General features: G+C 52.8%; 24 protein-coding genes and 1 tRNA gene. 10 read left to right on the top strand and 15 right to left on the bottom strand.

Features of this window, described 5'->3' with window-relative positions:
• Positions 1 to 113 precede the first annotated feature (113 nt).
• On the top strand, positions 114 to 488 hold the full coding sequence (locus HK24_RS07175; RefSeq protein WP_233126162.1) for a hypothetical protein: 375 nt from the start codon (positions 114 to 116) through the stop codon (positions 486 to 488).
• Positions 489 to 775: 287 nt separating this feature from the next.
• Here HK24_RS07175 and HK24_RS07165 read toward each other — a convergent pair whose 3' ends face one another.
• Positions 776 to 2,047, bottom strand: a complete 1,272-nt coding sequence (locus HK24_RS07165; RefSeq protein ID WP_086633895.1) for an MFS transporter — start codon at positions 2,045 to 2,047, stop codon at positions 776 to 778.
• Positions 2,048 to 2,442: 395 nt separating this feature from the next.
• Here HK24_RS07165 and rfaE1 point away from each other — a divergent pair, with 395 nt between their 5' ends.
• The 3 genes from rfaE1 (at position 2,443) to HK24_RS07150 (ending at position 6,412) form a co-directional block, all read left to right on the top strand.
• Positions 2,443 to 3,873, top strand: a complete 1,431-nt coding sequence (gene rfaE1 / locus HK24_RS07160) for a D-glycero-beta-D-manno-heptose-7-phosphate kinase (RefSeq protein ID WP_086633894.1) — start codon at positions 2,443 to 2,445, stop codon at positions 3,871 to 3,873.
• 222 nt (positions 3,874 to 4,095) lie between these two features.
• Positions 4,096 to 4,917, top strand: a complete 822-nt coding sequence (locus HK24_RS07155; RefSeq protein WP_086633893.1) for an SDR family oxidoreductase — start codon at positions 4,096 to 4,098, stop codon at positions 4,915 to 4,917.
• Positions 4,918 to 5,008: 91 nt separating this feature from the next.
• Positions 5,009 to 6,412 (top strand): DUF2252 domain-containing protein, encoded by a 1,404-nt coding sequence (locus HK24_RS07150; RefSeq protein ID WP_086633892.1) that lies wholly within the window; start codon positions 5,009 to 5,011, stop codon positions 6,410 to 6,412.
• Positions 6,413 to 6,421: 9 nt separating this feature from the next.
• Here HK24_RS07150 and HK24_RS07145 read toward each other — a convergent pair whose 3' ends face one another.
• The gene (locus HK24_RS07145; protein ID WP_086633891.1) at positions 6,422 to 6,880 is read right to left on the bottom strand and encodes a hypothetical protein; all 459 of its coding nucleotides are present in this window, start codon (positions 6,878 to 6,880) and stop codon (positions 6,422 to 6,424) included.
• Positions 6,881 to 6,985: 105 nt separating this feature from the next.
• Here HK24_RS07145 and purU point away from each other — a divergent pair, with 105 nt between their 5' ends.
• Positions 6,986 to 7,864, top strand: a complete 879-nt coding sequence (purU, locus tag HK24_RS07140; protein ID WP_086633890.1) for a formyltetrahydrofolate deformylase — start codon at positions 6,986 to 6,988, stop codon at positions 7,862 to 7,864.
• A gap of 25 nt (positions 7,865 to 7,889) precedes the next feature.
• Here purU and HK24_RS07135 read toward each other — a convergent pair whose 3' ends face one another.
• The 3 genes from HK24_RS07135 to HK24_RS07125 form a co-directional block, all read right to left on the bottom strand.
• Positions 7,890 to 8,756 carry a DNA/RNA non-specific endonuclease gene (locus HK24_RS07135; RefSeq protein ID WP_086633889.1) on the bottom strand — a complete coding sequence of 289 codons (867 nt, stop codon included), beginning with the start codon at positions 8,754 to 8,756 and terminating at the stop codon, positions 7,890 to 7,892.
• Positions 8,757 to 8,821: 65 nt separating this feature from the next.
• A tRNA-Leu gene (locus HK24_RS07130) sits at positions 8,822 to 8,906 on the bottom strand.
• A gap of 105 nt (positions 8,907 to 9,011) precedes the next feature.
• The gene (locus HK24_RS07125) at positions 9,012 to 9,794 is read right to left on the bottom strand and encodes a class I SAM-dependent methyltransferase (RefSeq protein ID WP_086633888.1); all 783 of its coding nucleotides are present in this window, start codon (positions 9,792 to 9,794) and stop codon (positions 9,012 to 9,014) included.
• 168 nt (positions 9,795 to 9,962) lie between these two features.
• Here HK24_RS07125 and HK24_RS07120 point away from each other — a divergent pair, with 168 nt between their 5' ends.
• The 4 genes from HK24_RS07120 to HK24_RS07105 all read left to right on the top strand — a co-directional run bounded on the left by HK24_RS07120 (position 9,963) and on the right by HK24_RS07105 (position 13,001).
• Positions 9,963 to 10,820 (top strand): neutral zinc metallopeptidase, encoded by an 858-nt coding sequence (locus HK24_RS07120; protein WP_086633887.1) that lies wholly within the window; start codon positions 9,963 to 9,965, stop codon positions 10,818 to 10,820.
• A 155-nt stretch (positions 10,821 to 10,975) separates the two neighbouring features.
• Positions 10,976 to 11,494, top strand: coding sequence for a hypothetical protein (locus tag HK24_RS07115; protein ID WP_086633903.1), 519 nt, complete (start codon positions 10,976 to 10,978; stop codon positions 11,492 to 11,494).
• The gene (locus tag HK24_RS07110; protein ID WP_086633886.1) at positions 11,494 to 12,390 is read left to right on the top strand and encodes a cytochrome-c peroxidase; all 897 of its coding nucleotides are present in this window, start codon (positions 11,494 to 11,496) and stop codon (positions 12,388 to 12,390) included. The genes HK24_RS07115 and HK24_RS07110 overlap by 1 nt, the downstream gene beginning before the upstream one ends.
• A 152-nt stretch (positions 12,391 to 12,542) precedes the next feature.
• The gene (locus HK24_RS07105; protein WP_086633885.1) at positions 12,543 to 13,001 is read left to right on the top strand and encodes a cytochrome c; all 459 of its coding nucleotides are present in this window, start codon (positions 12,543 to 12,545) and stop codon (positions 12,999 to 13,001) included.
• A gap of 69 nt (positions 13,002 to 13,070) precedes the next feature.
• Here HK24_RS07105 and HK24_RS07100 read toward each other — a convergent pair whose 3' ends face one another.
• The 3 genes from HK24_RS07100 to petA form a co-directional block, all read right to left on the bottom strand.
• On the bottom strand, positions 13,071 to 13,757 hold the full coding sequence (locus HK24_RS07100) for a cytochrome c1 (RefSeq protein WP_086633884.1): 687 nt from the start codon (positions 13,755 to 13,757) through the stop codon (positions 13,071 to 13,073).
• Positions 13,754 to 14,860, bottom strand: coding sequence for a cytochrome bc complex cytochrome b subunit (locus HK24_RS07095; RefSeq protein ID WP_369826518.1), 1,107 nt, complete (start codon positions 14,858 to 14,860; stop codon positions 13,754 to 13,756). The genes HK24_RS07100 and HK24_RS07095 overlap by 4 nt, the downstream gene beginning before the upstream one ends.
• A gap of 98 nt (positions 14,861 to 14,958) precedes the next feature.
• Positions 14,959 to 15,615 (bottom strand): ubiquinol-cytochrome c reductase iron-sulfur subunit, encoded by a 657-nt coding sequence (gene petA / locus HK24_RS07090; protein WP_086633882.1) that lies wholly within the window; start codon positions 15,613 to 15,615, stop codon positions 14,959 to 14,961.
• Positions 15,616 to 15,858: 243 nt separating this feature from the next.
• On the opposite strand from petA, the gene HK24_RS07085 reads away from it, so the two are divergent.
• Positions 15,859 to 17,937 carry a phosphocholine-specific phospholipase C gene (locus HK24_RS07085; protein WP_086633881.1) on the top strand — a complete coding sequence of 693 codons (2,079 nt, stop codon included), beginning with the start codon at positions 15,859 to 15,861 and terminating at the stop codon, positions 17,935 to 17,937.
• 61 nt (positions 17,938 to 17,998) lie between these two features.
• Here the strand turns inward: HK24_RS07085 and nadC are convergent, their stop codons facing one another.
• The 7 genes from nadC to HK24_RS07050 form a co-directional block, all read right to left on the bottom strand.
• Positions 17,999 to 18,856: a carboxylating nicotinate-nucleotide diphosphorylase gene (gene nadC, locus HK24_RS07080; RefSeq protein ID WP_086633880.1), complete on the bottom strand. Its 858-nt coding sequence runs from the start codon at positions 18,854 to 18,856 to the stop codon at positions 17,999 to 18,001.
• Positions 18,857 to 18,867: 11 nt separating this feature from the next.
• Entirely contained in the window at positions 18,868 to 20,337 is a 1,470-nt protein-coding gene (locus tag HK24_RS07075) for an L-aspartate oxidase (RefSeq protein WP_086633879.1), read from the bottom strand.
• A gap of 2 nt (positions 20,338 to 20,339) precedes the next feature.
• Entirely contained in the window at positions 20,340 to 21,323 is a 984-nt protein-coding gene (gene nadA, locus HK24_RS07070; RefSeq protein WP_086633878.1) for a quinolinate synthase NadA, read from the bottom strand.
• An 81-nt stretch (positions 21,324 to 21,404) separates the two neighbouring features.
• A complete protein-coding gene (locus HK24_RS07065) occupies positions 21,405 to 22,286 on the bottom strand; it encodes an NrtR DNA-binding winged helix domain-containing protein (protein ID WP_086633877.1) in 882 nt (293 codons plus the stop codon).
• Between the two features lie 99 nt (positions 22,287 to 22,385).
• Complete coding sequence (locus HK24_RS07060; RefSeq protein WP_086633902.1) at positions 22,386 to 23,456, bottom strand: NAD(P)-dependent alcohol dehydrogenase; 1,071 nt, start codon at positions 23,454 to 23,456, stop codon at positions 22,386 to 22,388.
• Positions 23,457 to 23,561: 105 nt separating this feature from the next.
• Positions 23,562 to 24,920 (bottom strand): amidohydrolase family protein, encoded by a 1,359-nt coding sequence (locus tag HK24_RS07055; protein WP_086633876.1) that lies wholly within the window; start codon positions 24,918 to 24,920, stop codon positions 23,562 to 23,564.
• Positions 24,917 to 25,924 (bottom strand): ABC transporter substrate-binding protein, encoded by a 1,008-nt coding sequence (locus HK24_RS07050; RefSeq protein ID WP_086633901.1) that lies wholly within the window; start codon positions 25,922 to 25,924, stop codon positions 24,917 to 24,919. The genes HK24_RS07055 and HK24_RS07050 overlap by 4 nt, the downstream gene beginning before the upstream one ends.
• Between the last annotated feature and the right edge of the window lie 135 nt (positions 25,925 to 26,059).

Here is a 26,059-nt window from a genome sequence, read left to right as displayed (position 1 = left end):
GCGTCAATCAGCACGCCAAAAGCCCAAAATCAAAACCAAGGTACATCAACCAATAGTTCTTCGATCCCTCCATTTTTCTTATGAAGCGCCGCAAAGTCTCCGGAAAGCGCGTCATGTTTCGCGTCGCTGAGGGACTCACGATTGGCTGTATTCCAGGATTCCTTTTGGCAACATTGGCTTTCTTCTGGGCAAACCGGCTTTTGCCCACATCTCTCCCAGGGCGCCATCTGGCGGAAGTCCACTGCTTTTTTGCCGTGTGGGGCCTGAGTTGCATTGCCGGGATGCTCTGGTCTCTGCTGCATCGGGCTCTACCGGGATGGAAGATACAGTTAGGTGCTCTCGCATTCTTGGGCGTTCTTCTAACGCCGCTCGACTTTCTGACACGTCCCGGCGCCTCCATGCTGCATGCCCCTACAGTTTTTGCAGCAACCGACATTTGCGCCTTACTCTTGGGACTTGCCTCTCTTCAGGTGGTGCGCCGTCTGTGATGCTAATTTTATGTTTGGTCTTTTGGCTACTTGGCCTTGGCCTTCAGGCCGCGTGCGAACCAAAGATGCTTCGCTTCGCACGTCTGCCTGATCTGACATTGCCCCCGTCAGTTCGGTGGGGACGATTCATTTTTCCGTTGCTTGGCCTCGTTATCGTTTTTTGGACTAACCCGGTTGTGGCAATTTTTGTCTGGGCAGGAACATTCTCAGTGGCTGCTGTCATCGTCGCGATTGTCTGGGCCTCATTAGCTCGCGTGCTTGAATCCCGACGATAACAGATCTTTTCCCTAGGCCTTTTCGGGTGAGAACCAAAGACCAACACCACCGATAAGCGCCGTAAGTGCAACGTAAATAGCGGGCGCAACTGGCGTATGAGGCGTCAGGGCTGAAATGATCGCTGGTGTGAGGCCACCAAAGATTGCGTAGGAAATATTATACGACAGAGACAGGCCAGAAAAGCGAACCTGAGCCGGAAATGCGCGCAGCATCCCAATAGGAACGAGCCCGACAAACCCACAGCAAAGCCCACTCAATGCGGCCCAGGGCACGAGCGTGCCCGAGAACAACGGAAAGAGCGCATAGAGCCCAAAACCTCCCAAAGCAAGCATGAGCCCGCAGGCCACGCTTAGCGCTCTGAGAGAGAAAACGTCTGTCAGCGCACTCACGAGAACAACTGAAACTGTAAGACAAAACGTCGCGGCAAGGCTCGCCAGCATGGTTTGGGAAGGTGACACATGATGGAGCGTCTGCATCAGCGGAGGCATCATGAGAACGAGCACCACAATGGCTGCTGTTAATGTCCATGTCGTCATCATTGAGCAAAGAATGGCGCGGCGATGGTCACGTAACAGAAGCTTTGCGGGCATGGCCTCGGCAGTTTTAGCCGTCGCATGCATCTCCCGGAATACAGGGGTTTCTTCTAGCCAACGCCGAAGGAACATCGCTCCAAAGCCGAAAACACCGCCCAGAATGAAAGGAATACGCCAACCCCAGTTTGACACCACATCAGGCGCCAGGGCTGCATGCAGCAACAAAATGACGATAGACCCAAGAAGAATACCACCCGTCAGCCCGCCGGTGAGAAGGCCCGTGGCGAGACCAACACGGCGGCTGGAAGCATGCTCGGAGACGAATACCCAGCCTCCAGGGGCTTCTCCGCCAATTGCCGCACCCTGCATGATACGCAGGATAAGCAATGTGAGCGGAGCCATGATACCAAGCGTCTGGTAGCCGGGCAGCAATCCCATCAACAAGGTCGGGAACGCCATCAGGAGCACGCTGAGCGTAAAGACCTTCTTTCTTCCTGCGACGTCTCCAAAATGGGCCATGATAAGCCCACCTACAGGACGTGCCAGATAGCCGGCTCCGAAAAGGCCGAATGCCTCCGCCTGTCGCAACCATTCAGCCTGACTGTCCGGGAAGAAGTGCGCGGCAATCAGCTTTGCAAGGAACGCAAAAATAACAAAATCATAGAATTCCAGTGCCCCTCCCAGCGAAGCAAGAGCTAAAATCCGAAGCTGAGATGAACTGAGAGGCGAAACTGCCGGGTTAGACGACATGAAGAAGTGTTTCCTGCGCACGCAAAGGTTTCAGCAGAGAGGCTGGAACAAAAGGATTGGATCTTATAATCGCGCTTGTTTCAAACCGTCCATATTTTTTGGAATAATATACCACAAGAAAACCGAAAATTTGCACTTTCAGTCTCTATAACCTTCCACTTTACCATGAACCGAGCGGCATTTTAGCAAGGGTGGCTGAGTTATACCGAGTATTCTTATGCCCATAGGATCGGGAGGAGACCGCAGTAGGTGCATCTAGACCATTCGTTGAAAACGGGTAAGATAGCTCTTAAGGTTTTTGAGGCAACAAACTCTAGTAATTGAGCGACAGGAACAGCATTTCGAAGATTTTTTAGAAAATTTTCTAAGGAATATTCAAATGCGATGTAAATGACATGATAGAAAACTTTGATTTTGGTCGTCTCACGGTTATCGGCGATATTCTTCTCGACCAATACATTGTTGGAACAGTAAATCGCATTTCGCCTGAAGCACCTGTTCCTGTCCTGTTGCGCTCAAAGCATTCTGTGGTCCCTGGTGGAGCCGCCAATGTGGCTGTCAACGCTGCCTCTCTGGGGTGTACTGTCAATCTTGTGGGTGTCGTCGGCCCGGACGCCAATGCCGATATCCTCCGGACAATTCTGGGAAAACATAAAGGCATTAACGTCTGCGGGTTAGTCGAAGAGCCTGAATGGTCTACCATTTCTAAAACCCGGGTTCTGAGTGGCCAACAGCAAATCGTCCGCATTGATGAAGAAGAGGTAACGGGCTTTACCGAGCAAACTCGGCAGAGGCTGATCTCCAATGCACAGGTCGCGATCGATAACTCGGACGTTCTTGTCTGTTCAGACTATGCCAAAGGCGTACTGGCTGATGACGTTCTTGAAGCAATCATAGGGTATGCGCGCGGGAAAAATATTCCTGTTATCGTAGATCCGAAACGCAAAGATTTCACGGCCTATTCGGGGGCGACCTTGGTCACCCCGAACCGTACCGAAGCGGCTCTTGCTACCAACCTCCCCGTAAATACGGATGAAGAGGTTCTCAAGGTGGCCGCGACACTCTCCGAACAATTCGGCGGAGATGTTCTTCTTACGCGTTCTGAAAAGGGCATGACACTCAGGCAGAGAAACGGCCACGTTCATCATGAGGCTGCCCACCAATCAGAGGTATATGACGTTTCAGGTGCAGGAGACACCGTTCTCGCAACAGTGGCGAGCATGCTCTCGGCTGGTCAGGACCTTGATACAGCGGTGATGGTCGCAACCGTTGCTGCTTCCATAGTCGTCAGAAAATTGGGCACTGCGGCGATTTCGCGAGAAGAACTGAGCCAGCAACTCCTTAAAGACGTTCCAGAGGCCGGGTTGCTGGCGTCTTGGGAGAGCGCGGCGCGAACTGTCGAAAACTGGCGCAAACATGGGGCTTCTGTCGTTTTTACAAATGGATGTTTTGACCTGCTCCACCCCGGACATATCGCTTTGATCAAAGGCGCGGCCGCCGAGGGCGATAAGCTCATCGTCGCGATCAACAGCGATGCGTCCGTCAAGAGACTCAAAGGCGAGGCACGCCCCGTTCAAAATGAAATCGCACGCTCAACAGTGATCGGTGCGTTACGGGACGTCGACATGGTTGTAATTTTCGATGAGGATACGCCTCTGGACATCATAAAAGCATTGAAACCGAATGTTGTCGTAAAGGGCGCCGACTACACGGAAGATGCTGTTGTTGGAGGGGATTTCGTAAAAGAACATGGTGGCCGGGTAGCTTTGGTCGATATTGTCAATGGACACTCGACGACGAGCATCGTTAAAAAAATAAGTAATTGAAATTATTATTTTATGAAATATACACCAAATTACCTGAATAACGTTACAATAAGGCAGATAAAATCTTTCTGTAGGAGGCCCTCGCGGAAGTAAAATTAATTTATTTCAAAATATGCCTGATCCCTCTAGATTTAATTTACGGGAAATAGGAGTATGAGTATCGTCGCTTTCAAATTTTTCTCGCCTGACGTTCTCTCCATGCTCACAACGATTGTTTCCTAGATGCCTTTCAAGTCACACTGCAGGCCGGTCTCAGCCTCTAAAACCATCGTTCTTACGGGCGCGTCTGGAGGTATCGGGACGATCGTTACCCAAAAACTGTTGGACCAAGGGCATGTTGTCGTCGCGCTGTCCCGCACTGCGCCGGATATATCGCATGAGGCACTGACACATATCCGATACGATGCTGCGAACTTGCACGATATCAGCCAGATCAATAAGAAAATTTCAGAAAAAACTTCTCATATTGACGTTTTACTTCATTGCGCCGCAATCATAAGTCCAAGCACGATAGAAAATTCTCCACCAGAAGATATAATACGGCAAATATCGATTAACCTGACCGCACCCATTACTCTGACGTCTCTTCTACTGCCAAAAATTCCGGCTGGTGGTCGGATCATTCTGGTAAATTCGATGGCTGCAACAATTCCTTTGGCCGGAAGTAGTGTCTACGGCGCCACAAAGGCAGGATTGCGTAACTTTGCATTATCATTAGCTCAGGAAGTGCGTTCCAAGGGTATTTCTGTTTCCTCTATCTTCCCAGGCGCTGTGGAAACCGGAATGCTACGCCAGGAAATGGAAAACGGTGGCTCGGTTCTCAATTTCGTTAGTGATCCCGCAAAGCCAGAAGACGTTGCGTGTGAAATTCTGAAGCTCATTCGCAAACCAAAACTGGAGCGTTTTCTTCCGACACTCGACGGAATTTTCGGTGGCCTTTGCCTGCTGATGCCTACGCTCCTGCGTCTTAGCATGCCAGCGCTCACGTTCTTTGGAAAACGGGGCTTTCAGAAGTTTCTCCGGAAACAGACAAGCCAGCAGTAACTCGGGCAACCTTCACACCGGAGCCGAAAGCTCGACCTCCTGACCCTACAATCCGTCTCTCAAAACTGATCTATAGGAAGGCAGAATATCCATGCAGAATACGTCGCCAAAGATAACTGCTCATGCCTCTGATCTTTTGACGCGCAAAGAAAGCCATTGTCAGGGGGCCAAGCTTAGAAAGAAAATTCCGCGTGAAGCTCATGCCGAGTGGAGTTCTCCTTCGACCCGGCAAAGCCCTGTAAGCCTTCTATCTCAACAGGGTAAGGACCGGATCCCGTCTCTTTTGCCTGTGCGCTATGACCGAATGAAGGTGTCTCCCTTCACGTTCCTCCGCGGCGCAGCGATTGTTATGGCTCAAGACCTCGCATCAACCCCAGCATCCGGCATTGATGTTCAGTCTTGTGGAGACTGCCATCTTGCTAATTTCGGCAGTTATTCGTCTCCGGAAGGCGTACCGGTCTTTGATATCAATGACTTTGATGAAACTCTGAAGGCGCCATTCGAATGGGATATCAAGCGCCTGGGAACGTCTCTGGTTCTTGCAGGTCAGGAAAATGGGTTATCCAGCAAGGCGGCCAGAGATCTAGCCGCCAATATGTCCCTTTCATATTGCGAGCAAATGACGCGGCTAGCCGCGATGACCCCACTTCAGATCTGGTCAGAGCGAATTGACCTGACTGCTGCTATTGCCGGCTTCGACGATCAGAAAGTTCGGGCCCGCGCCGAAAAACTTTTGTCCGACCGGTTGGAAGCGGCGAAGGGGCATTTCGGCCTGATCGCCAGCGACGGAAAAAATCCCTCCTTCAAAGAAAAGCCACCGCTCGTCATGCGGCTGCCAGAGCAGGAAGACACCATTCGTCTTGCCTTCAACCGATACGTTGAAACGCAGCCGTTAGAACGCGCCATTCTGCTACGTCGCTACACCCTTAAAGACGTTATTTTCAAGGTTGTTGGGATCGGAAGCGTCGGGACATTCTGTGCGATCGGACTGTTCTCAACTGCCGATGGTGAAACCATGCTTTTGCAGATCAAGGAAGCTCAGGCGTCCGTTCTACAGGCCGATACGCGGACCTCACCATTCGCCAATCAGGGCGAACGTGTCGTAACAGGCCAAAGGATCATGCAGGCTGTCTCTGACACCTTCCTCGGATGGACACACAGTAATGCATCGACCTCCAGTGACACACCAGATCTATCCGGAAGCGGGCGGCAGTTTTACGTTCGTCGCGTGAAAGACAGCCGATTAGCTGCAATTGGTTCAGACGTTGCTCAGGATGGTCTGGCGGATTACGCAAAATTATGCGGCCGTACGTTAGCTCGAGCCCATGCACGCTCTGGAAATGTCAGTATGATCTCTGGATATCTGGGCAAAGGAGCTTCGTTTGCTGCGGCCGTAGCGGAATTCTCTGAGACATATGCGGACCAGACTCACAAGGACTGGAAGACGTTTTGTTCAGCTCTGGAAAGCGGTGAGCTTATTCAAAAACCTGCCTAAAGATACGCATTATGGGAAGGTCCGGACCGGATTTTTCGTCTTCACGTCAAACTTTCGGACTTTCCCGGTGTTGGGGTCTAGGTGACATTCCCATGTGAATGTCACCCACTCAATAGGGTTGGTCTTCGTCTGATATTGCCCTCGCCCTTGTATTAGAGACGCGTTGATCACTCTCTGGCTCTCAGGCTTATCGTCTTGAAGAAAAAAGCGGTTACTTGAACTTCCCAGCCTCACGAGTTCACGTCTGGCAGCAGACTGACAGAGATAGGTTGTCATAAGCCAAGCCGTTCCTTGCGTCGCCACGGCATTCCTCTCTTGAGGATCGCGAATAGAGGCGATCTGACGCGAAATGAGTTTTTGTTCTGCTGGTGACGGAGCAGCCTCTTTCTGGGCGGCCGCGTTTGCATACCCGGACAGAGCAATGAAGAACAGGAACGATCCTGCTAGTAGATAATCATCGATTTTCATAAAGTCCTCTGCACCGTATTTTGCCTGTCTCTCATCCCGAGCGTATAGGGTGGGACTGATCCCTCACCCTGCCAAGTAGCAACTCAACCCTGGACCCCACCTTTCATGATCCGTCAGTCATCTACGCTTACAACGTTCGTAGTCACCCTGAGCTGCCCTAACCGACCTGGCATTGTAGCGGCAATCAGCCAGCGCCTTTACGAACTTGGTGCCAACATCACGGAAGCACAGCAGTTTGATGACACAGGCAGTACGCAGTTCTTCATGCGAATTGTTTTCGATGTGGCAAAAGAAGCGTTATCCGAAACCCAGTTGAAAACAGAATTTTCCCGTCTGGCGGAAAATTTCTCGATGGACTGGCAGATCAGTGACATCTCAAAGCGCCAGAAAGTTCTCCTTTTTGTGTCCCGCTTTGACCATTGCCTTGTGGACCTTCTCTATCGCTGGCGTATTGGCGAATTACAGATAGATCCGGTTGGCATCATCTCCAATCATGCTCGGGAAACCTATGCTGATCTGGATTTCCATGGTGTTCCATTTCACCATCTTCCCATTACCAAAGATACCAAGGCGGAACAGGAACAGCGCATCTGGACTGTTTTTCAGGAGAGTGGGGCTGAACTGGCTGTTCTGGCGCGATATATGCAGGTCCTTTCCAACGAAATGGCCACTCGCCTTTCTGGACGTTGCATCAACATTCACCATTCCTTTCTACCTGGCTTCAAAGGTGCTCGCCCCTATCATCAGGCGTTCAGCCGTGGCGTAAAGCTGATTGGTGCAACGGCCCATTATGTCACCAGCGATCTGGATGAAGGACCGATCATTGAGCAGGACGTTGAGCGGATCTCTCACGCTGACGACCCGGAAGACCTGATCCGTAAGGGACGTGATATCGAGCGTCGCGTACTTGCTCGCGCCGTACGGTATCACATTGAACGACGGGCCATTCTAAATGGAAACAAGACGATTGTTTTCACACCCTGAGCGAGAAGGCGGCCGACCAAGGCGCTTATTGAACAAGCGCCTTGACGAGAGCCTTGATCGCCTTCTGTGCCGCTTTGGACCCCCACTCCTTAAGGAGCCTGTTGCTACGAGGACGCTTGGAAAGTGCATAAGGACTTTCCCTGATGGGCGGCATGCCTACAACCTGTTCTTTCATGGATTGTGGAAGAGCAGGAAACGGGTCCACATTCACGAGCTGCATTAAAAGTGCAACGGCTATGATCTTGCAGGTTGGTTTACGAGTGTTCAGGCACACATAGGCGCCCGTCCCGTTGGAAGCAGGATCGTATATGGCTTTCCATGTCACAGCGGGAACCGGAATACGCCCTCTTCCAATCTTTGCCGTGTGCTCGGGATCGTATCCTGGGCCGGTAACGACGAATATTTCGCCTTCCTGACGTGCCCACCCTCTGACAGCGCTTTCAACACCTTCCCAAGGTCCACGGTTCAACTCACCCGTTTGGGGAACAATATTGGACAGCAGGAAAGACTGCTGCTGAGACGCAAGGCCCGGCTCATTGCCGCTCGGTGTCATATGCCCTCGGTCGTAGCCTGAGGCTCTGTAGTCGGTCAGTGATGCACGCATTGAGGCGGGCAGCCTCATATCGGGAAAGAATTTTCCTTGTCGGTTCGTGTCATCGGCAATTTCAAGATTTTCTTCGGTCAGGTCTTCAGCAGACCAGAGCGGACCCTTTGTCGCTTCTGAAACCAGAACGGCATAATGGTCATTACAGAGCTGAACAGTGCCTGAGCGCGCGGTCTCTGACAGAAGTGCGGGGGGAACGCCTTTGGCAAATAAGGCCGGGCACGAAGCCGCATGTGCGGGACATGCGGCAACCAGAAACCCGACGAAACCAAGCGGAAGATATTTCAACGCCCCTCACAGACCTAAAGCCAGACAATCTTGCCTGCCGGAACAACGAGGATATTGAAAATGACTGGTACGGGCAGAGGGACTTGAACCCCCACAGCTTGCGCCACCAGAACCTAAATCTGGCGTGTCTACCAATTCCACCATGCCCGCAGACTGTGAAGTGGGTCTAGACGATCTCCACGGCTCTTGCAATGGCTATCAACGACCTAAATGACTGAAAAATCACACCTCACAGAAAGAAAATGATTTTAGGATTTAATTTCCAACCTTCTGGAATTTCAGAACAAAATTGTCCCCTTCCCCGATGGCGGCATATTTGGCGCGATCAACCTGGCCCAGAGCGTATGTTGGAGGAAGGGTCCAGATCCCTTTGGGCCACTGTGCCGTATCCCGGGGATTGGCGTTGATTTCGGAGCTCCCAACAAGCTTGAAACCCGCCTTTTCAATCATCTGAATAGCGTAGGCCTGTCTCACATAGCCATCTTTTGCCTGCGGGTCCTGCGGAGCGCTGGTGTTCCCGCGATGGTCTTCAATACCCAGAATACCGCCAGGCTTCAGTACTTTGTGGATTGCCTCCAGCATTTGCGGGGCATTTCCAGCTTCCATCCAGTTATGCATATTTCGAAATGTCATGACGAGATCCGCACTGTCTGCCGGTGCGAAATTCAAATTCTCTGCATCAAAACGAGTGGTTTTGACGGTTCCGTAGATATCCGGATGCGTCGCCTGAAGCTTGGCAATACTCTGCTTTTTGATATCTGCCGGCCCGAGAGCAACTGTATAGGTGCCTTGGTCATGAAGATACGGCGCGAGGATTTGGGTCCAGTACCCTCCAGCAGGCCAGATCTCTACGACATTGGACGTCGGAGTTATCCCGAAAAACTGCAGCTCTTCCAGCGGGTGTCGAACACTGTCACGGGCGACGAATGCCGGCGTTCGCTCGGAAAGTTTGAGAGCTTGATCCAAACTTGGGCCAGCCAATGCTGGCGTGGCTGTCAAACATGACAAGGCCAACAGAAAACCGGATCTCGACAGCATGATAATGACTCCTGTTGCAGATGTCGTGACTGTGACACGAGGTTGTAGAGGCTGTCTTCACACTTCTTCGAAGCCTGGCGCCCAAACGGTGCTTTACAATCGCGAAATCTGATAAAGGATAATTTAACAATCATCCCATCCGGGAAGCGGCAACAGGGCGAAGCACACATGCGTCTCGACGACCAACGAGAAAGCACCAACATTGATGATCGACGCGGTTCCAGAGGCGGAGGACGCGGCCCTTTGAGGATTGGAGGAATTGGCGGTGTCATCCTTGTCATAGGAGCGCTGTACTTCGGCGTAGACCCCCGTGTAGTCCTGAGCCTTCTGGAAAACGGACCGACAGCAAATACACCGGCGACCAGCCAGCCTCAGGCAGCAAAAGATGACCCCGGCAGAAAATTCATCGCCCGTATTCTCGGCTCAACCGAAGATGTCTGGAGCAGCACCTTTCAGCAAATGGGCCGAACCTATCATGATCCCGGTCTGGTTCTCTTTTCTGGCGGGACACAGTCTGGCTGCGGGTATGCACAGACATCCGTGGGCCCATTCTATTGCCCTGCCGACCATAAGGTCTATCTGGATCTACAGTTCTTTCAGGAATTGCAGGATCGTCTGGGAGCAAGTGGCGACTTTGCCAAGGCCTATGTCGTGGCTCACGAGGTAGGGCACCATGTCCAGAATGAACTGGGCATTATGCAGCAGGTCAATCGACAGGGAAACGCCGCACAAAAAGGGGCAAATGGCCTTTCTGTCCGTGTTGAGTTGCAGGCGGACTGTTTCGCAGGTGTCTGGGCCAAACGTGCGAATGATAGCCGCCGCTTCCTTGAGACCGGAGATATTGAAGAGGGCATGAACGCGGCCTCAGCCGTTGGTGACGATCGCCTGGAGCGCAAAGCTCAAGGTTATGTTGTCCCGGACAGCTTCACCCACGGGACATCTGCCCAAAGAGTCGCATGGTTTAAACGCGGACTGGAAAGCGGCGATATCAAACGCTGCGATACGTTTAACGCCCCCGCGCTCTAATCTTTCTGGCCTCAGGGTATGGCGATATCAAATGTGCCTGCAATACCCAGAGGCCAAAAATCTGACACGTTTCGATGCCGTCATACCTCTGGAAAATTTCCATATTCTAGTGCTTCAATAGGCGCATCTTAGAGCTTCTGCTGGAAACCATGACCATGAAGCACATCCTGCCCAGTGTTCTCTCCCTAGCCCTGCTTTGTAGCGCCGGTACAGCACTGGCCGAACCTGCATCTTGTGCGCCTGGAACGACCTCGTTACCTGCTGGGTATGAGGGCTGGAGCAACCCCACTCCTTTGACCTCAGCCACAGACAAGGCTGGTCTTTCTACAAGTCATCTAACACTCAATCACGCGTCTGCCGTTCATCTGGCACACACTCCCGACATTCACTTCCTGCAGAGGCCCGCTGAACCAGGTGGAAGTGTCAGCTATGGAGGGATGATTGCTTTCGAAGTGCCCAAATCTGGAACTTATCACATCATGCTGCCAAACAAGACGTGGATCGACGTTCTTGGACAGGCGGGACTAGCCGTTTCGACGCATCATCAACATGGTCCCGACTGTTCGGGTATCCGCAAAATGGTAGATTTTCAGTTACCGGCTGGGCAATACACGCTTCAACTTGCAGGGAGCAGTCTGCAGGATATGCCTGTCATGGTATCTGCCCTACCCTGATGCGCTATCCCACAATGCTGTTTCTGGCCGTTCTTACGACTGGAGCAGCATTTCCTGCGATAGCAGCGAATATTTCCCCAACCGCTGCAAAAATCGAACTGGGGCACAGACTTTTCTATGACGCGGACCTCTCTCGTGACGGGAGCATGTCATGTGCAACCTGCCACGAACAGCGTCATGCCTTCTCAGATGGGAACCCAACTCATCCGGGGGTGACAGATGAAGACGGAATTCGGAATGTTCCACCCTTAACGAATGTCGGGCAATTTCATACGCTCACTTGGATCAACCAACACGTTACAACACTGGAAGATCAGTTCTTTATCCCGCTGAGTGGCCATCACCCTGTGGAAATGGGCATGACAGACATGCCCGAGCTCGCGCGTCGGCTCTCCTCAAACCCTTGCTATCGCGTTCTGTTTTCAAAAGCCTTTCCTGAAAAAAATATTCCGATTGAAGCCCGTTCCGTAGCCCAGGCCGTGTCGGCCTTCGAGCGAGAGTTAATTTCCGATAAGTCACCGTGGGATCTTAGGTTGTCCGGGGCGACGCGGTCACAGACGAACGGAAAAAAGATATTCTTTGGCAAGGGAAAATGCAGCTCATGCCACCACCCCCCCCTATTCACTGATCAGGAATGCCATACACTGTCGACATCTTATTCCGAACCCATCAGGACGCCTTCTCTTAGGAATGTCGAAGTAACCGCTCCTTATTTGCATGACGGTTCTGCCCCCACTCTCAGAGAAGCTATTCTGGCACACCCCAAAAGCAGTCTGCTTCCGCAAAACGAGCTGATAGAACTGATGGCGTTTCTTAAGCTGTTGACGGATCAAAATTTTCTTTCTGATGCCAGCTTTGGGTTGCCATCTGAAGAATGCCCAGTAAGCACACAATGATCAGCCCTGGATAACGTAGCTAGTCTGCACACAGGGTATACAAATCCGACTGAGCTTTTCAATTGAACCGGAGGGATGGCTTGGTACGAGACCTCGATACTGATACATCCGTTGGTCTCCGCTCCACTCAGATGATCTGTCGGGAACCATTCATGACCAAACTTACAGCTCTTGTTATAGGACTTCTGCTCGGATCTACAGCGATAGCTTACGCAGAAGATGGTCAGGCTCTCTACAGCAGCAAGTGCAGCGTATGCCATCAGGCCGCTGGAATTGGATCACCAGGGCAGTTTCCTCCCCTAAGCGGAAGAGTTGGAAAAATCGCCTCGTCTCCTGAAGGAAAGGCTTATCTGAAAGACGTCCTTCTGAATGGCCTGCATGGTGCGATTGACGTCTCAGACGAGACATATATGGGCTTTATGCCGTCTTTCAATTCACTGACAGACAGCCAGATTGCCGCGGTTCTTACATATGTCTCGTCCCTGAATACGCCTGGAAAGGCCCCGGCTTTTTCTGAAGATGAAATCAAGGCTGCCCGTGGCACTCCAAAAAAAGCGAAAGAAATCGTTTCAGAACGGGCCGCACTCAATTCCATCCACCCGCTCCCATAAAAACTCATTTTAGAGAGCCAAAGCTATTTTCTGTGACTTCCCATTAAAGAAAATATGGGATGTCACAGTCTAATTCTTAACCTTTTTCCATATTCTCTTTTTGAGAAAAAAGACCAACATGCTCATCGCGATAAGGTAAAGCAGGGTAAAAATGCCTACCTTACGTCTGGTGTGAAGATGTGGATGGGCCGCCCATTCCAGAAACGCGCCTACATCCTGCGACATCTGGGGAATGGTTGATGACGTTCCGTCTGAGTATTGGACCTGACCATCATGTAGAGGCTGAGGCATCGCGATGTGGCGATGCTTCATGGCCAGATTATAGTACGAGCCTTTAGGCAACACCGTCCCTTCCGGGGCGGAGGCATAAGAATTCAAAATCTGAATAATCCGCGCCGTGCCTCCTTGTTGGGTCAGAGCAAGTCGTGAAAAATCTGGAGGAAGACCACCGTGGTTGGCTAGTCTTGCCAGGTTTTCACTTGGATAAGGCGATCCAATTCGATCTGACGGGTGGGCTGGCCGTGTTTTAGGATCGCCATCATCGTCAAGACCATCGGCAACCTGATGCTGTGAAGCGTAATCTTTAATGGCCACCATAGACAGGCCGAGGTCTGAAAGATCTGAATAAGCAACATAGTTCAAGCTGTGGCAACTACTGCAAACCTGCCTGAATACCTGGAGCCCGCGCTGCTCAGGCGTAGATGCGCCTGCTTTGAAAGAAAAAATGGCAAGTAAAAATAAAAAAGGATATTTCATTCCCTGCCCTCTTTTGCGAAGCCCAATGAAGATGCTGTTTCGCCACGCGATTGAAGTGGCAAAAGTATCAGAAAATATAAATACCAATAGAAAACAGCAACGCGGCTAAGCCAGAGCCACCCTCCTGCGGGTGGATGCATTCCAGCAAAACCCAAAGCCATAAACGAGAAGAAAAGTATTAAAAGCGCTGCTCGGAGGAGAGGTCGAGACTGTGCGGATCTGACCGGGGACTTATCCAGCCATGGAACCGCAAATAATACGCCTATGCTTCCTGTCGCGAGGATGAGGCCTCCAAGTTTGGAAGGAACCGCCCTTAAAATCGCATAAAACGGTGCAAAATACCATTCCGGCGTAATGTCCTGAGGCGTCACAAGCGGGTTTGCCTGTACGTAATTCTCTGCAAGAGTCAGAAAATCCGGAGCGAAAAAAACAACTGCTGCATAGACGATAAGAAACAAACAAAGCCCCAACCCATCCTTGGACGTATAATAGGGATGAAATGGGACTGTTTCGTCAGAAGATTCAGGATCTATTCCTGTCGGATTATTTGATCCCGCAACATGCAATGTTGCAATATGAAGTGCAATGACGCCGATAATAGAAAATGCTGTCAGGAAATGAAGGACGTAAATCCTGTGTAAAGCAACATTACCAAGGCCCTCCCCTCCCATTAGCCAGGACGTCAGGGCTTTGCCGATCAATGGCACAGTATTGAGCGCATTCACGACAACTGTAGCGCCCCAATAGGACATCTGCCCCCACGGGAGAATGTACCCCGCGAAAGCCGTTATCATGACCATTAAAAGCAGTCCGAGCCCAGTGAGCCAGATCAGTTCGCGAGGCGCTTTGTATGACCCGTAATAGAGCCCTCTTGCGACATGAACGTAGAGAGCGGCAAACAGCATGGAAACGCCACCCATATGAATGGATCGAACCAGCCAGCCCGATGCGACCTGCCGATCCATGGTCTCTATGCTGGAAAACGCATCTGACACTGTCGGAGTGTAATTAAGAGCAAGAAAGATCCCGCTCAGCAAAAGCATCCCGAGCGAAACCGTGGCAAAGGCACCGAAATTCCATAGATAATTGAGGTTTTTCGGCATCGCGAAGTCAACATATTCACGCCGAAAAGAAGAAACAATCGGGAGACGTTTCTCTACCCACCTGAAGAGATCTTGAGATTTATTGGTCATGAGGGCAATCAGATCTGCTGGATCGTCGCAATGTCAAAATCTGGATCGCCTTTACTCTTCCCAATGAGAAGGTGCTGATCAGAAATTATCGTCACGGGCGGAACTGGGAGATTATAGGGCGCTGGCGCATCCTTATACGCCCGCCCTGCGATATCGAATTGGGACCCATGGCAGGGACAGGCATATTTCCCGGATCGATCGCCAGACGATGGCGCGTCAAAAGATGGCACACACCCCAGATGTGTGCAGATTCCGATCAGGACGCCAATTTCAGGCACAACAGAGCGATGCCAGTTGATCGCATCCTGAGGTTGCTGTTGCATTTTGGACTCTGGGTCACGCAGCCGATGCGCCAGTTCAGGAACACGGAGCGAAGCCAGCATTTCGGGTGTGCGCCGCTGAACGAACACCGGCCATCCACGCCACGTCACCACAAGTTGCTGCCCCGGCGCCAGCTTCGAGCAATCAACCTCAACAGTGTCATCTTCGCCACTGCGACTGCTCTGCGTACCATTCAAACTGTTGAGAAACGGATATGCCAGCGCGCAGGCCCCTGCACAGCCCATCCCCAGCGTAACTTTCGCGAGCACATCGCGTCGCCGAGGGTGGTTTTCCTCTTCCAATCCCTGTTGGGACGAGGAAGGAGGTGCATCATCCTGTGTCATGGTGTCCTACTCAAATAACCAACTCAAATCATTCAAGCCCATATGGGTGAAGTCAATCTTAAAGATACGCTGCACGAAACGGAGCCTCTGTTTCTCATCATGCGCCTCCAAGGACCAACCCCCTCTTTCCGACACCATACCCATTCATAAAAATGACATGAAACTCTTGAAATTCCTTGATGATTTCATCCGCTGAGGCTGATAAGCGTCTTATCACAATTGAGTGTATGGAAGAGATCAACGGTGGCAACAAAACTGAACCGTCGCGGCGTGCTAGGTCTGGGAGCAGGTTTTTCCCTCAGTGCCCTTCTTCCATCCATTCAGCGTGCCCGTGCCATCCCTGCCCGTCGGGACACAGGAACGATCGAAGACGTCCAGCATATCGTTGTGCTGATGCAGGAAAACCGATCTTTCGATCACTATCTTGGTCATCTGTCAGGCGTTCGTGGGTATGGAGACCGGCATGTCGTACGGGGTCCGAACCGCGAACCGATCTGGTGGCAGCAACGGCAGAAAGCCGAAAATGGCTGGATCACGCCGTTCCATCTCCCAACACAAACTACCAGTGCAGAATGCGTGATTGATCTGGACCATAGCTGGGCTCCTACGCACGCAGCGATCAACAAAGGCTGGAACAACCAATGGCCTCGTCACAAGAAAGATATGACGATGGGCTATTACACACGGGAAGATATTCCCTTTCATTACGCTTTGGCTGACGCGTTCACGGTCTGCGATCACTATTTCTGCTCCACGCCGACCCAGACACACCCCAACCGCTTTTACCTCATGTCGGGCACCGTTGATCCCAATGCGACAGGCGGTGGCCCGATCCTCGATAATGTGGATTGGGTAGACAGAGATTTTTATCCCAAGGTGCCTGAACCTTTCACCTGGACGACCTACCCTGAGCGCCTTCAGGAGGCCGGTGTGTCATGGCAGGTTTACCAGCAGGGCCTGTCTGGCGCCGATGTTGAGAATGGTAATTTCGGCACAAACGTTCTGATGTGTTTCAAGAATTTCGCTGACGCCAAGCCGGGATCAGCCCTGCATGAGCGTGCCATGACTGCGCGAACACTTGATCACTTGAAACAGGATGTTCTGGCCGATCGGCTGCCACAGGTGTCATGGATCTTGCCTCCGGCGGCATATTCCGAACACCCCCGGTGGACGCCCGGCTACGGTGCAACCTTTATTGCTCACGCGCTCGATGCCCTGACGGCCAACCCGGATGTCTGGGCCAAAACCGTTTTTCTCGTGATGTATGATGAGAACGACGGGTATTTTGACCATATGCCGCCCCCACAGCCTCCCACACCGGTTCTTCCCGGTCAGAGCACGGTGACGACCAGAGACGAAATTCACAATCACCTCCAGAGCTTCAGGCCAGACCGCTACAAGGCAGACGATCTTCCTTATGGCCTGGGGCCACGTGTACCAGCTTTCGTTATCTCTCCTTGGAGCACCGGCGGCTTTGTCTGCTCCGAAGTGTTTGACCACACCTCTGTGCTACGCTTCATCGAAGCCCGTTTTGGCGTCAAAGAAACCAATATCACGCCATGGCGCCGTGCAGTCTGCGGCGATTTGACCAGTGCGTTCGATTTCTCGCGCAAAACTACGGTTAAGCCGCCGCTCCCAGACACGGCCGCCTACAGGAAAATTGCTGACGCGTCCTGTAAGCTTCCCTCGCCCATTATTCCTCATCAGAGCACGCTCGACGATATCGGCGACCAGGAACGAGGTGCACGCTTGGCGAGGCCACTGCCATACAAACTCTCTGCAGACCTTCTGGAGACCAGTGCAAGCAGCGTGACTTTCGAAATCCGCAATGACGGCACATCCGGGGCATGTTTTTACGTTTACCGTGATGGAACCGAGGAAACCCCTCGCCGCCATACTCTAGAGCCGGGAAAAGCCATCACTGACGTTTGGAAAATAGAGAGCGCCGGACAGCACGACTTCACCATCCTCGGGCCAAATGGTTTTGCGCGTTACTTCCAGAATGCAAAACCTATAGACATCCAGGTTCAAGCGCGGGAAGACGCTCGAACCGGCAATCTGGTTCTAAACCTCAAGAATACTGCATCTACAGAAAAGAAGGTCAGAATCCAGGATAACGCTTATGGTGCGGAAGACCGTTTTCTTTCCCTTGAAGGAAATCAGTCGGCATCCGTCTCCGTTGAGCTCGATGCCAGTCATCACTGGTATGATCTTGTTCTCTCCTGCTCCGATGAACCGGGCAATCAATCTCGATTTGCAGGGCATGTAGAAACCGGACAAACGAGCATCACAGATCCTGCCATGGGCAACGTCCTGGCCTGACGGACACAGTCATACTCTCGGCAAGAGCATACTCTGGAATGCTCTTGCCGGAAAAACCAGCTTAGCCGCTTATATCAAGGCCGATATCCAGCGCTTTGACCGTATGTGTAAGCCAGCCCAACGATAAAACGTCCACCCCGGTCTCTGCAATCGAGCGCGCCGTCTCCGGTGTAATTCCACCAGATGCCTCAGCAATAGAGCGGCCACCAATAAGTTTGACAGCTCTACGGAGCGTTTCCACAGCCATATTATCGAGAAGATACGCATCTGCTCCGCCAGCCGCGAGGGCTTCTTCGAGCTGGTCCAGCGTATCGACCTCCAGCTCAATCTTCATCAGATGCCCTGCCCGCTGACGCGCCGCCCTCAAAGCTGCCGAGACGCCTCCGCATAGGGCTAGATGATTGTCCTTAATTAGGATAGCGTCATCAAGCCGATATCTATGACTGGCACCACCTCCTGCACGTACCGCATATTTCTGAACCGCTTTAAGGCCAGGAAGCGTTTTGCGTGTACAGCAGATCCGAGCCTTCGTGCCATGAACAGCATCCACGATCGCCCGCGTCGCTGTAGCGATGCCGCTCAGGTGCGAGAGCAGATTTAACGCCGTGCGTTCGCCAGCCAAAACCGTACTCGCAGACCCGTCAATGACGGCCAGGACATCCCCGGCCCCAATCCTGTCGCCATCCTGCCTGTGAGAAATAAACTCAGCCTTACGGTCAAGAAGACTGAATGCAAGCTGGGCCCCCTGCAACCCAGCCAGAACGCCATTTTGTCTCGCACGAAAAACTGCCTGAAGGGGCTGTTCAGGATCAAGAAGAGCCTGTGTCGTCACATCTCCGCCCGTTCCTAGGTCTTCAACAAGCGCGGCACGAACTACAGGTTCCCAGAGAAGATCAGGCAGATAGGTCTGAAAGGTCATGCAATGTGTCCTTATGGCGAAGGAAGATCAGTTATGGTCAGCACAGTTCGGTTAGGCATCGTTTGATTCGGAAAGTCCGTGCGCCAGTGGCTTCCACGGCTCTCCCTACGTCTCAGGGCAGACGATGCAACGAACGCGGCAATGAGCGCTTCATTACTGACGTGGATATCAGGAAGAATTGTTTCAAAAAGGGCCTGTAATCCACGCTCGTCCCTGAGCAGTCCGGCATACTGGCTCATGAGTGAGGCCAAATCATGCACAGCAGGAGCATTGCTGACTTCGCGCGGCGCAATCGTCCCGAACGGCACCTTTGGAAGCGTGCTGTTATCGACGCTTTCTGCGACCCATTTCCCGGTTACGAAGGCTTCGAGCAATGAATTACTCGCCAGTCGATTAGCGCCATGAAGGCCGGTACAGGCCGCTTCTCCGCAGGCCCACAGACCCGGCACAGAGGTACGCCCCTGCTCATCAACATCTAGGCCACCCATATGATAGTGCATTGCTGGACTGACCGGGATGGGCTGTGCGTCCGGATCAATCCCCATGGCCATGCATGACGCTGTTATGCCCGGGAACCTCAGACTAAAGGGCGTTTTTCCTATTGCCCGCGCATCCAGAAAAACGTCGTGTCCGCTTTGAATATGAGCCGAAATCGCTCGCGCGACGATATCGCGTGGCTGGAGTTCTTCCGTAAATCTGTTTCCAGTTTCATCGACCAGAAGAGCACCCGCCCCGCGTACCGCTTCGCTCACCAGAGGTCTGCGGCCAGTCTGCCCAACGCCTTTGAGAGCTGTTGGATGAAACTGGGTAAATTCCATATCGACCAATCTGGCGCCGGCACGTGCAGCATGAGCCAGACCGTTCCCGGTCAATGTTTCAGGACTAGTGGTACAGTCATAAAGAGCGCCAATGCCTCCGGATGCGATGACGCAGCATGAAGTGGGCAGAGAACCTTGTGAGGTCCTTACGCCGATAAGGCGCCCTCCTTCGGTAACCAAGCCCTCCAGTCGCGCTCCTTCCAGGACAGTGATGGTATCGCGACCTCGAACACGCTTTATCAACGTCTGCATGATCGCAGCACCGCTTCTATCTCCGCCGACATGGAGAATACGGTGTCTGGAATGCGCGGCCTCCAGATGCAGGTCCAGCGCTTCGCCCTTTTTTGCAAAAGGGACGCCCCACTCGAGCAAGGTCCTGATGGCGTCAGGTGCTGAGCTCGTAATCAGTTTCACTATGTGGGGAACACTGAGGCCGGCACCTGCGGCTAACGTGTCCTGAGTGTGCAGATCCGGTGAATCTTCTGCTCCAACTGCGGCTGCAATTCCCCCCTGAGCCAAAGAACTCGCCGCCTCGTGCCCTAACGGAGCCGGGCTGAGAACAACACAGGGCTGGCGAAGGTGCAGGGCAGCGGAAAGACCTGCCAGTCCTGCCCCTACGATAACGGGTTGCCCAGCGAGGTGACTTAAAAGAATGTCCTTCACAATTAGATTGCCAGCATTCTCTCGACCGCCATGCGGGCTCGCCCTTCAAGCTCGGACGGGATGGTTACCGGAGTTTCGAGTTTTTCGAGCGCTCTGCGGATTCCTGCCAACGTAATGCGCTTCATGTGTGGGCAAAGATTACACGGGCGAACAAACTCGGTTTCCGGATTCAGCGCGGCCAGATTGTCGCTCATCGAGCATTCTGTCACCAGCAACACTTTTTCCGGGCGATGGGTCGCGACGTAGTCAATCATATTGGCGGTGGAACCGGAATAGTCCGCCTCGGCAACCACCTCCGGCGGGCATTCAGGATGCGCTATGACAGTCACACCTGGGTGAATTCGCCGATACTGCCGAATTTCCTGCGGTGTGAAGCGTTCATGCACTTCACAATGACCCGCCCAGGTCAGCATTTCGATGCCTGTTTCGTTCTCGATGTTTTGAGCCAGAAACTCGTCTGGAATCATGATAACACGAGGAACACCTAGGCTTTCCACAACCCGTCTGGCATTACCCGACGTGCAGCAGACGTCTGTTTCCGCCTTCACTTCCGCTGTACTGTTCACGTAGGTGACAACCGGAACCCCCGGATAGCGCCGCTTCATCTCTCGGACGTTTTCCGCCGTTATGCTCTCTGCCAAAGAACAGCCAGCCCGATCGTCCGGAATTAGAACCGTCTTGTCGGGATTCATCAGCTTGGCGGTTTCCGCCATGAAATGGACGCCCGCCATGACAATGATGTCTGCATCGAGGTTCTGGGCATCACGAGCCAAAGCCAGACTGTCTCCACGGAGGTCCGCGACACAGTGGAAAATTTCCGGCGTTTGATAGTTATGAGCCAGGATAACGGCATTTCGTTCGCGTTTCAGGCGAAGAATAGCCTCAATGTCATCCGCGTATAAACGTTCCCAATCCTCCCGCGCCATCAGGCGGGAGACAGGTTCGTAAAGCCTGTCACGGCTTTCCAAGACATGCTGACGGCCCATGACGGACTCCGTAATAACATTATGCTCCTATTGAGCATAATGTATCTTACCGTATTCACAAGCCTATCGGTCAACACGTTTTCAGGAGAACGTTCCCAGTGGAAGCTTGGCCCCTGTCAGATAGCAGTTTTCAGAATTGTCCTTCCGGAACCTGTAGAGCCGCGCAGGCCTCCCTTGAACCCCGCTCTCGTAGCGATCGGTTTCACTGACCAGATCCTGATTTTGTACCAACCGACGAAAATTCTGCTTGTGCATCAAACGCCCGGAAAGAGCTTCCATCGCTTGCTGGAGTTGAAGAAGCGTAAATTCTTCGGGCACGAGCTCGAACACGACAGGCGTGTAACGGATTTTCGCTCTTAAACGGGACATCGCCGTTGCGAGAATACGCCGATGATCCCAGAGCATGGGGCGCTCTCCCAGCCCGGCACTGCAATAAGGTGACTCCTGGACCAGCCCTGCCTCCCACAGCAGTTCATAACGCTCAAGCACGGCTTCGTCGTTCCAGCTTTCTCCATTTAGGCCAAACGTGACCCTACAGCGGTCGAGCTTTTCCTCCTCATGGGCCGCCCACTCAAGAAGGGCTCGCTCAATGGTTTTGAGGAGGGCAACGCTTCCTTCAGTTCGGCGATCTTCCCAAGGAAAGTACTGATACCATCCCCTCCATCCTGCCTGATCGCCACTGTCGCGCGTCAGAGCCATATAGGAAATACGCACGAGCCGTTCAGTTTCAGCAGGAACAGAGTCCCCGAACGTATAGAGTTGCTCAACATGGCCCAGGCGGAAGCCCGTGAGTTCCTCTACCCAATGGCGCACACCACGCTGCAATGACGAGTGTTCCGTTTCTAGGGCGCCTGCAGGTAAGCACGCCCCGTTCTGAACGGTCAGAACTTCTGGTGTTCCGCTCTGGAGTGTGGTCAGGACAGCAACCAGTTCCGCCCGACACGTCGCAACGTGATGATTCATTCTAAAAACATGTCTTCCCGTTGGGTAGAAACTCCAGAAGTAAAACTCTTCTCAGGAAGGAGGCGGGGAGTTTCTTGCTACCGCCTCCCCTCCAAGGATTCAGCCTGCGATGCTGTCTGGCATGGACGCCATATCGATCACGAAGCGGTATTTGACGTCTGAACGCAGGACGCGCTCATACGCCTGATTGATCTCATCCATCCGAATGATTTCCACGTCACTGACGATGTTATGCTGACCGCAGAAATCAAGCATTTCCTGCGTTTCCTGAATGCCGCCGATAGCAGAGCCAGCGAGACTACGGCGCTTGGCAACAAGGCTGAACGCCCCAACAGACATCGGCTTTTCCGGTAGTCCTACAAGCACCATATGCCCATCCTGCTTCAGCAGGGACAGGTAGGCATTGATGTCATGATCTGCCGACACAGCATCAAGAATAAAATCAAAGCGGTTCGCCTCGGCAGCCATCGCTTGTTCATCGCGGGAAATGACAACCCGGTGTGCACCAAGTCGCTTCCCATCTTCGACTTTACTTGGAGACGTTGTGAACAGCGTCACTTCGGCTCCCAGCGCAACGGCAAATTTGACCCCCATATGGCCAAGTCCACCGAGCCCGACAACACCAACACGATGCCCTGCCCCAATTTTCCAGTGAGACAACGGAGACCATGTCGTGATCCCGGCGCAAAGCAATGGTGCTGCTGCGGCAGGATCAAGATTTTCGGGAATACGCAGGACGAAACCTTCATCGACAACGATGGCGCGCGAATATCCGCCGAACGTGTAGGCACCGTCTGCCGGGAATGCAGGATCGGGACTGTTGTATGTCCATGTTGGGCTGGCATCACAATACTGCTCCAGACCAGCCTCGCAGGACGCGCAGGTTCGGCATGAATTCACCATGCAGCCCACGCCCACCCGGTCACCGACTTTAAAGCGTGTTACGTCAGGCCCAACCGCTTTGACATGGCCGATAATCTCATGCCCCGGCACGCATGGATAAGAAGCAGGCCCCCATTCGCTCCGTGCGGTATGGATGTCAGAGTGACAGACACCGCAGTGGGTAATGTCAATCTGAACGTCCAAAGGACCGCAGTCACGGCGCTCAAAAGCGAAGGGAGCCAAGGGAGATGTCGGGCTGGAGGCCGCGTAACCAACACAGGTAAGCATTGCAGGTCCTTGTCGAGACAGAAGAATCAAAGCGTCAAAACGATTGGTCCACTCTAACAGGAAGTCCCGCTGAACTGTACCCATGCTGAGTTCGCACAGGTTTCCTCAGGCACGCGCGAGACAACCCACAACGTCACGAGCCTCTGCCAGTAACCCCTCAAGATCCAGTCCGGGAATAGCGCCATCCACTACCACGGGCACGCCATCCATCAGGACATGACGTACAGTTGTCGCGCCTGACACGACCGGAGCAATGAGGGGATCATGCAATCCAGCACATCTGGGTGCATCCAGACCATGGATAACCAGATCCGCCGCTGCGCCGACCTCAACCCGGCCAACATCAGGAAGCCCTAGGATTTGCGCTCCTGCGGAAGTTGACCAGCGCATGACGTCCTCAGCCGTGACAGCGTCAGCACCGTGAACAGCACGATGGATCATCCACGCACAATGCATCTCCGCCCCCATGTCACAGGCTTCATTGGATGCTGCCCCATCAACTGCCAGCGATACGCGCCCGCTCAGAGCGTCCAAGGCCGGTGCAGGCGCGATACCTGACCCAAGGCGGCAGTTGCTTTGAGGGCAATGCGCCATACCGGTCCCGGTTTGGGCCATAAGCGCCAGTTCGCTCTCATCAAGATGAACCAGATGAGCAAACCAGACGTCTTCTCCAACCCAGCCATGCTCGGCAACAAACTGAAGGGGCCGCATTCCGTAAGTTTCCAGACAGAACCGAACATAGTTCTCTGTTTCAGACAGATGTGAGTGTAGCGAAATACCCATGCTTCGGGCGGCAATAGCCATTTCCCGAAGCTCATCCGGTGTGACGCCCCAGGTTGGCGTGTTAGGGGCCAAAGCAATTCGGCGTTTCGCATTCGGGCCAGATTGATGATACCGGCCGACAAGCCCTTCGACACGTTTCATCATCACATCCAGCGTTTCCGTCGGCGCTGGAATAATGTCGTCTGTATCGAATTTTCTGGCGCGCGTGGTGCCTCCACGTGCCAGAACATAGCGCAGACCAAGATCTTCAGCGGCTTCAAACAGTACGGCAGCCGGATCGTATGCATACATATCTGCAAACAGGTAATGATGATCAGCGACCATCGTGCAGCCTGACAAGAGCAGTTCCACCATTCCAACCCGGGCCGCGACATTGAGCGCCCGCTCATCTATGCGGTTCCAGTAAGTATTGGGCACAAGGCGAAGCCATGGCTCCAATGGCTTATTGATGGCCGTGGGAACTGCTTTAAGTACACTCTGAAAAAGGTGATGATGCGTGCTGATAAGCCCCGGAGTTGCAATTCCTCCCTTGGCATTCAGAACCTTCTCCCCAGAGTCAGGTACCAAATGACCGATTTCCGTGATCATGCCGTCGCGAATGCGAATGTCACCGGCACGTCTGGCGGCATCGCCGCGTAGTCCAGTTAAAATTCCACCGATATTCTGTATCAGTAAGCTCATGCTGGCATCACCCGGAGAGTATCCACAAATTCTGTGGTGAAGGCACTTTTCCAGTCAGCATCGGCTGGCAAGAGGTTCTGGCTAACCATAAAGTCCCGTGTGGCCTGCCACCGGGCAAGCGTCATCGCGCCAAGACCTCGCTCTTTGACATCTGGAGATGACAGAGCGTCTGCTTTTTTCAGTCCTGCGTAGCCGAAAGCCAGATGCTCCAACGTCATGTTGGGGTTAGCTTTGAGGATCAGAGCATTCCCCGGATCGGGGTTTTGAAAATAATCACGCCATCCCATCAAAGACGCTTTCACAAAGCTGCTTACCTTTTTCTTATCGGTCGCAACCATCTGCTGAGTCGTGACCATAGGAGCGCCATAGGGCGGATAACCCATATCCTTGAACAGGAAAAACTCGACCGGCATTCCTTTCTGTCTGGCATCCCACAGTTCGGAGGATGCATAAGCCTGAACGGCCATTTCCGGATTCAGAAAAAACGGCTGGAGATTGAATGAATAAGGCCTCGCCTGCTCTTCTCTGTAACCAAAACGATTTTTGAGCCATGGCCAGAACGTCGCATGGGAAGATGCTGCTATCAGAATTGGATGGTCACGGAGTTGGGCTAGATCCTTGACGCCAGCATGCGTCATCAGGCCCTGCTGATCGTGCTGGAAAGTACTGGCTACCGCAACAAGAGGAATTCCAGATGCAACAACGGAAAGAAGCTGGAAGTCGTAGCCAGTAATGAAATCTGCACGGCCGGCAGCCAAAAGCTGAGGGACATTCATTTGCGGGCTGGCAGCCTCTATCGTGACGTCCAGTCCTTCCTGTGCATAATACCCCTTGGCCAGAGCTTGATAAAACCCACCAAACTCAGCTTGTGCATACCAGGATGTTATAAGCTTGACGGGCGTCCCCGCATTTTGCGCCCTACTGATGAGCGGCATGGATAATCCGCCGAGACTTCCAGCCAACCCCAAAAGGGTTTGCCTGCGACTGAGAGATATCCTGGACATGCGGGAGCGTTCTCCATTCTTCATTCAGCCACAGTTTATGAATCGAAACGGTTTTCATGAAAGTGCCTATTTGAGAATATCGGAATGCTTTTATGAGAACGGCTTTTGTAATTGACAGACAAATGCCCACCATGT

This window comes from Gluconobacter sp. DsW_058, from assembly GCF_002153615.1.
Lineage (GTDB): Bacteria > Pseudomonadota > Alphaproteobacteria > Acetobacterales > Acetobacteraceae > Gluconobacter > Gluconobacter cerinus.
The sequence above is the reverse complement of the archived record's forward strand: the minus strand, read 5'-3'. Positions and strand labels throughout refer to the sequence as shown.

What these genes read in the sequence shown, in the direction of transcription:
- HK24_RS07095 (WP_369826518.1), bottom strand. Translation starts at nt 14,860, where the DNA reads ATGCCGAAAAACCTCAATTATCTATGGAATTTCGGTGCCTTTGCCACG.
- petA (WP_086633882.1), bottom strand. Translation starts at nt 15,615, where the DNA reads ATGACACAGGATGATGCACCTCCTTCCTCGTCCCAACAGGGATTGGAA.
- HK24_RS07105 (WP_086633885.1), top strand. Translation starts at nt 12,543, where the DNA reads ATGACCAAACTTACAGCTCTTGTTATAGGACTTCTGCTCGGATCTACA.
- HK24_RS07155 (WP_086633893.1), top strand. Translation starts at nt 4,096, where the DNA reads ATGCCTTTCAAGTCACACTGCAGGCCGGTCTCAGCCTCTAAAACCATC.
- purU (WP_086633890.1), top strand. Translation starts at nt 6,986, where the DNA reads ATGATCCGTCAGTCATCTACGCTTACAACGTTCGTAGTCACCCTGAGC.
- HK24_RS07175 (WP_233126162.1), top strand. Translation starts at nt 114, where the DNA reads ATGTTTCGCGTCGCTGAGGGACTCACGATTGGCTGTATTCCAGGATTC.
- HK24_RS07055 (WP_086633876.1), bottom strand. Translation starts at nt 24,920, where the DNA reads ATGAGCTTACTGATACAGAATATCGGTGGAATTTTAACTGGACTACGC.
- HK24_RS07100 (WP_086633884.1), bottom strand. Translation starts at nt 13,757, where the DNA reads ATGAAATATCCTTTTTTATTTTTACTTGCCATTTTTTCTTTCAAAGCA.
- nadA (WP_086633878.1), bottom strand. Translation starts at nt 21,323, where the DNA reads ATGGGCCGTCAGCATGTCTTGGAAAGCCGTGACAGGCTTTACGAACCT.
- HK24_RS07065 (WP_086633877.1), bottom strand. Translation starts at nt 22,286, where the DNA reads ATGAATCATCACGTTGCGACGTGTCGGGCGGAACTGGTTGCTGTCCTG.
- HK24_RS07050 (WP_086633901.1), bottom strand. Translation starts at nt 25,924, where the DNA reads ATGTCCAGGATATCTCTCAGTCGCAGGCAAACCCTTTTGGGGTTGGCT.
- nadC (WP_086633880.1), bottom strand. Translation starts at nt 18,856, where the DNA reads ATGACCTTTCAGACCTATCTGCCTGATCTTCTCTGGGAACCTGTAGTT.
- HK24_RS07150 (WP_086633892.1), top strand. Translation starts at nt 5,009, where the DNA reads ATGCAGAATACGTCGCCAAAGATAACTGCTCATGCCTCTGATCTTTTG.
- rfaE1 (WP_086633894.1), top strand. Translation starts at nt 2,443, where the DNA reads ATGATAGAAAACTTTGATTTTGGTCGTCTCACGGTTATCGGCGATATT.
- HK24_RS07165 (WP_086633895.1), bottom strand. Translation starts at nt 2,047, where the DNA reads ATGTCGTCTAACCCGGCAGTTTCGCCTCTCAGTTCATCTCAGCTTCGG.
- HK24_RS07145 (WP_086633891.1), bottom strand. Translation starts at nt 6,880, where the DNA reads ATGAAAATCGATGATTATCTACTAGCAGGATCGTTCCTGTTCTTCATT.
- HK24_RS07110 (WP_086633886.1), top strand. Translation starts at nt 11,494, where the DNA reads ATGCGCTATCCCACAATGCTGTTTCTGGCCGTTCTTACGACTGGAGCA.
- HK24_RS07060 (WP_086633902.1), bottom strand. Translation starts at nt 23,456, where the DNA reads ATGCTTACCTGTGTTGGTTACGCGGCCTCCAGCCCGACATCTCCCTTG.
- HK24_RS07125 (WP_086633888.1), bottom strand. Translation starts at nt 9,794, where the DNA reads ATGCTGTCGAGATCCGGTTTTCTGTTGGCCTTGTCATGTTTGACAGCC.
- HK24_RS07120 (WP_086633887.1), top strand. Translation starts at nt 9,963, where the DNA reads ATGCGTCTCGACGACCAACGAGAAAGCACCAACATTGATGATCGACGC.
- HK24_RS07115 (WP_086633903.1), top strand. Translation starts at nt 10,976, where the DNA reads ATGAAGCACATCCTGCCCAGTGTTCTCTCCCTAGCCCTGCTTTGTAGC.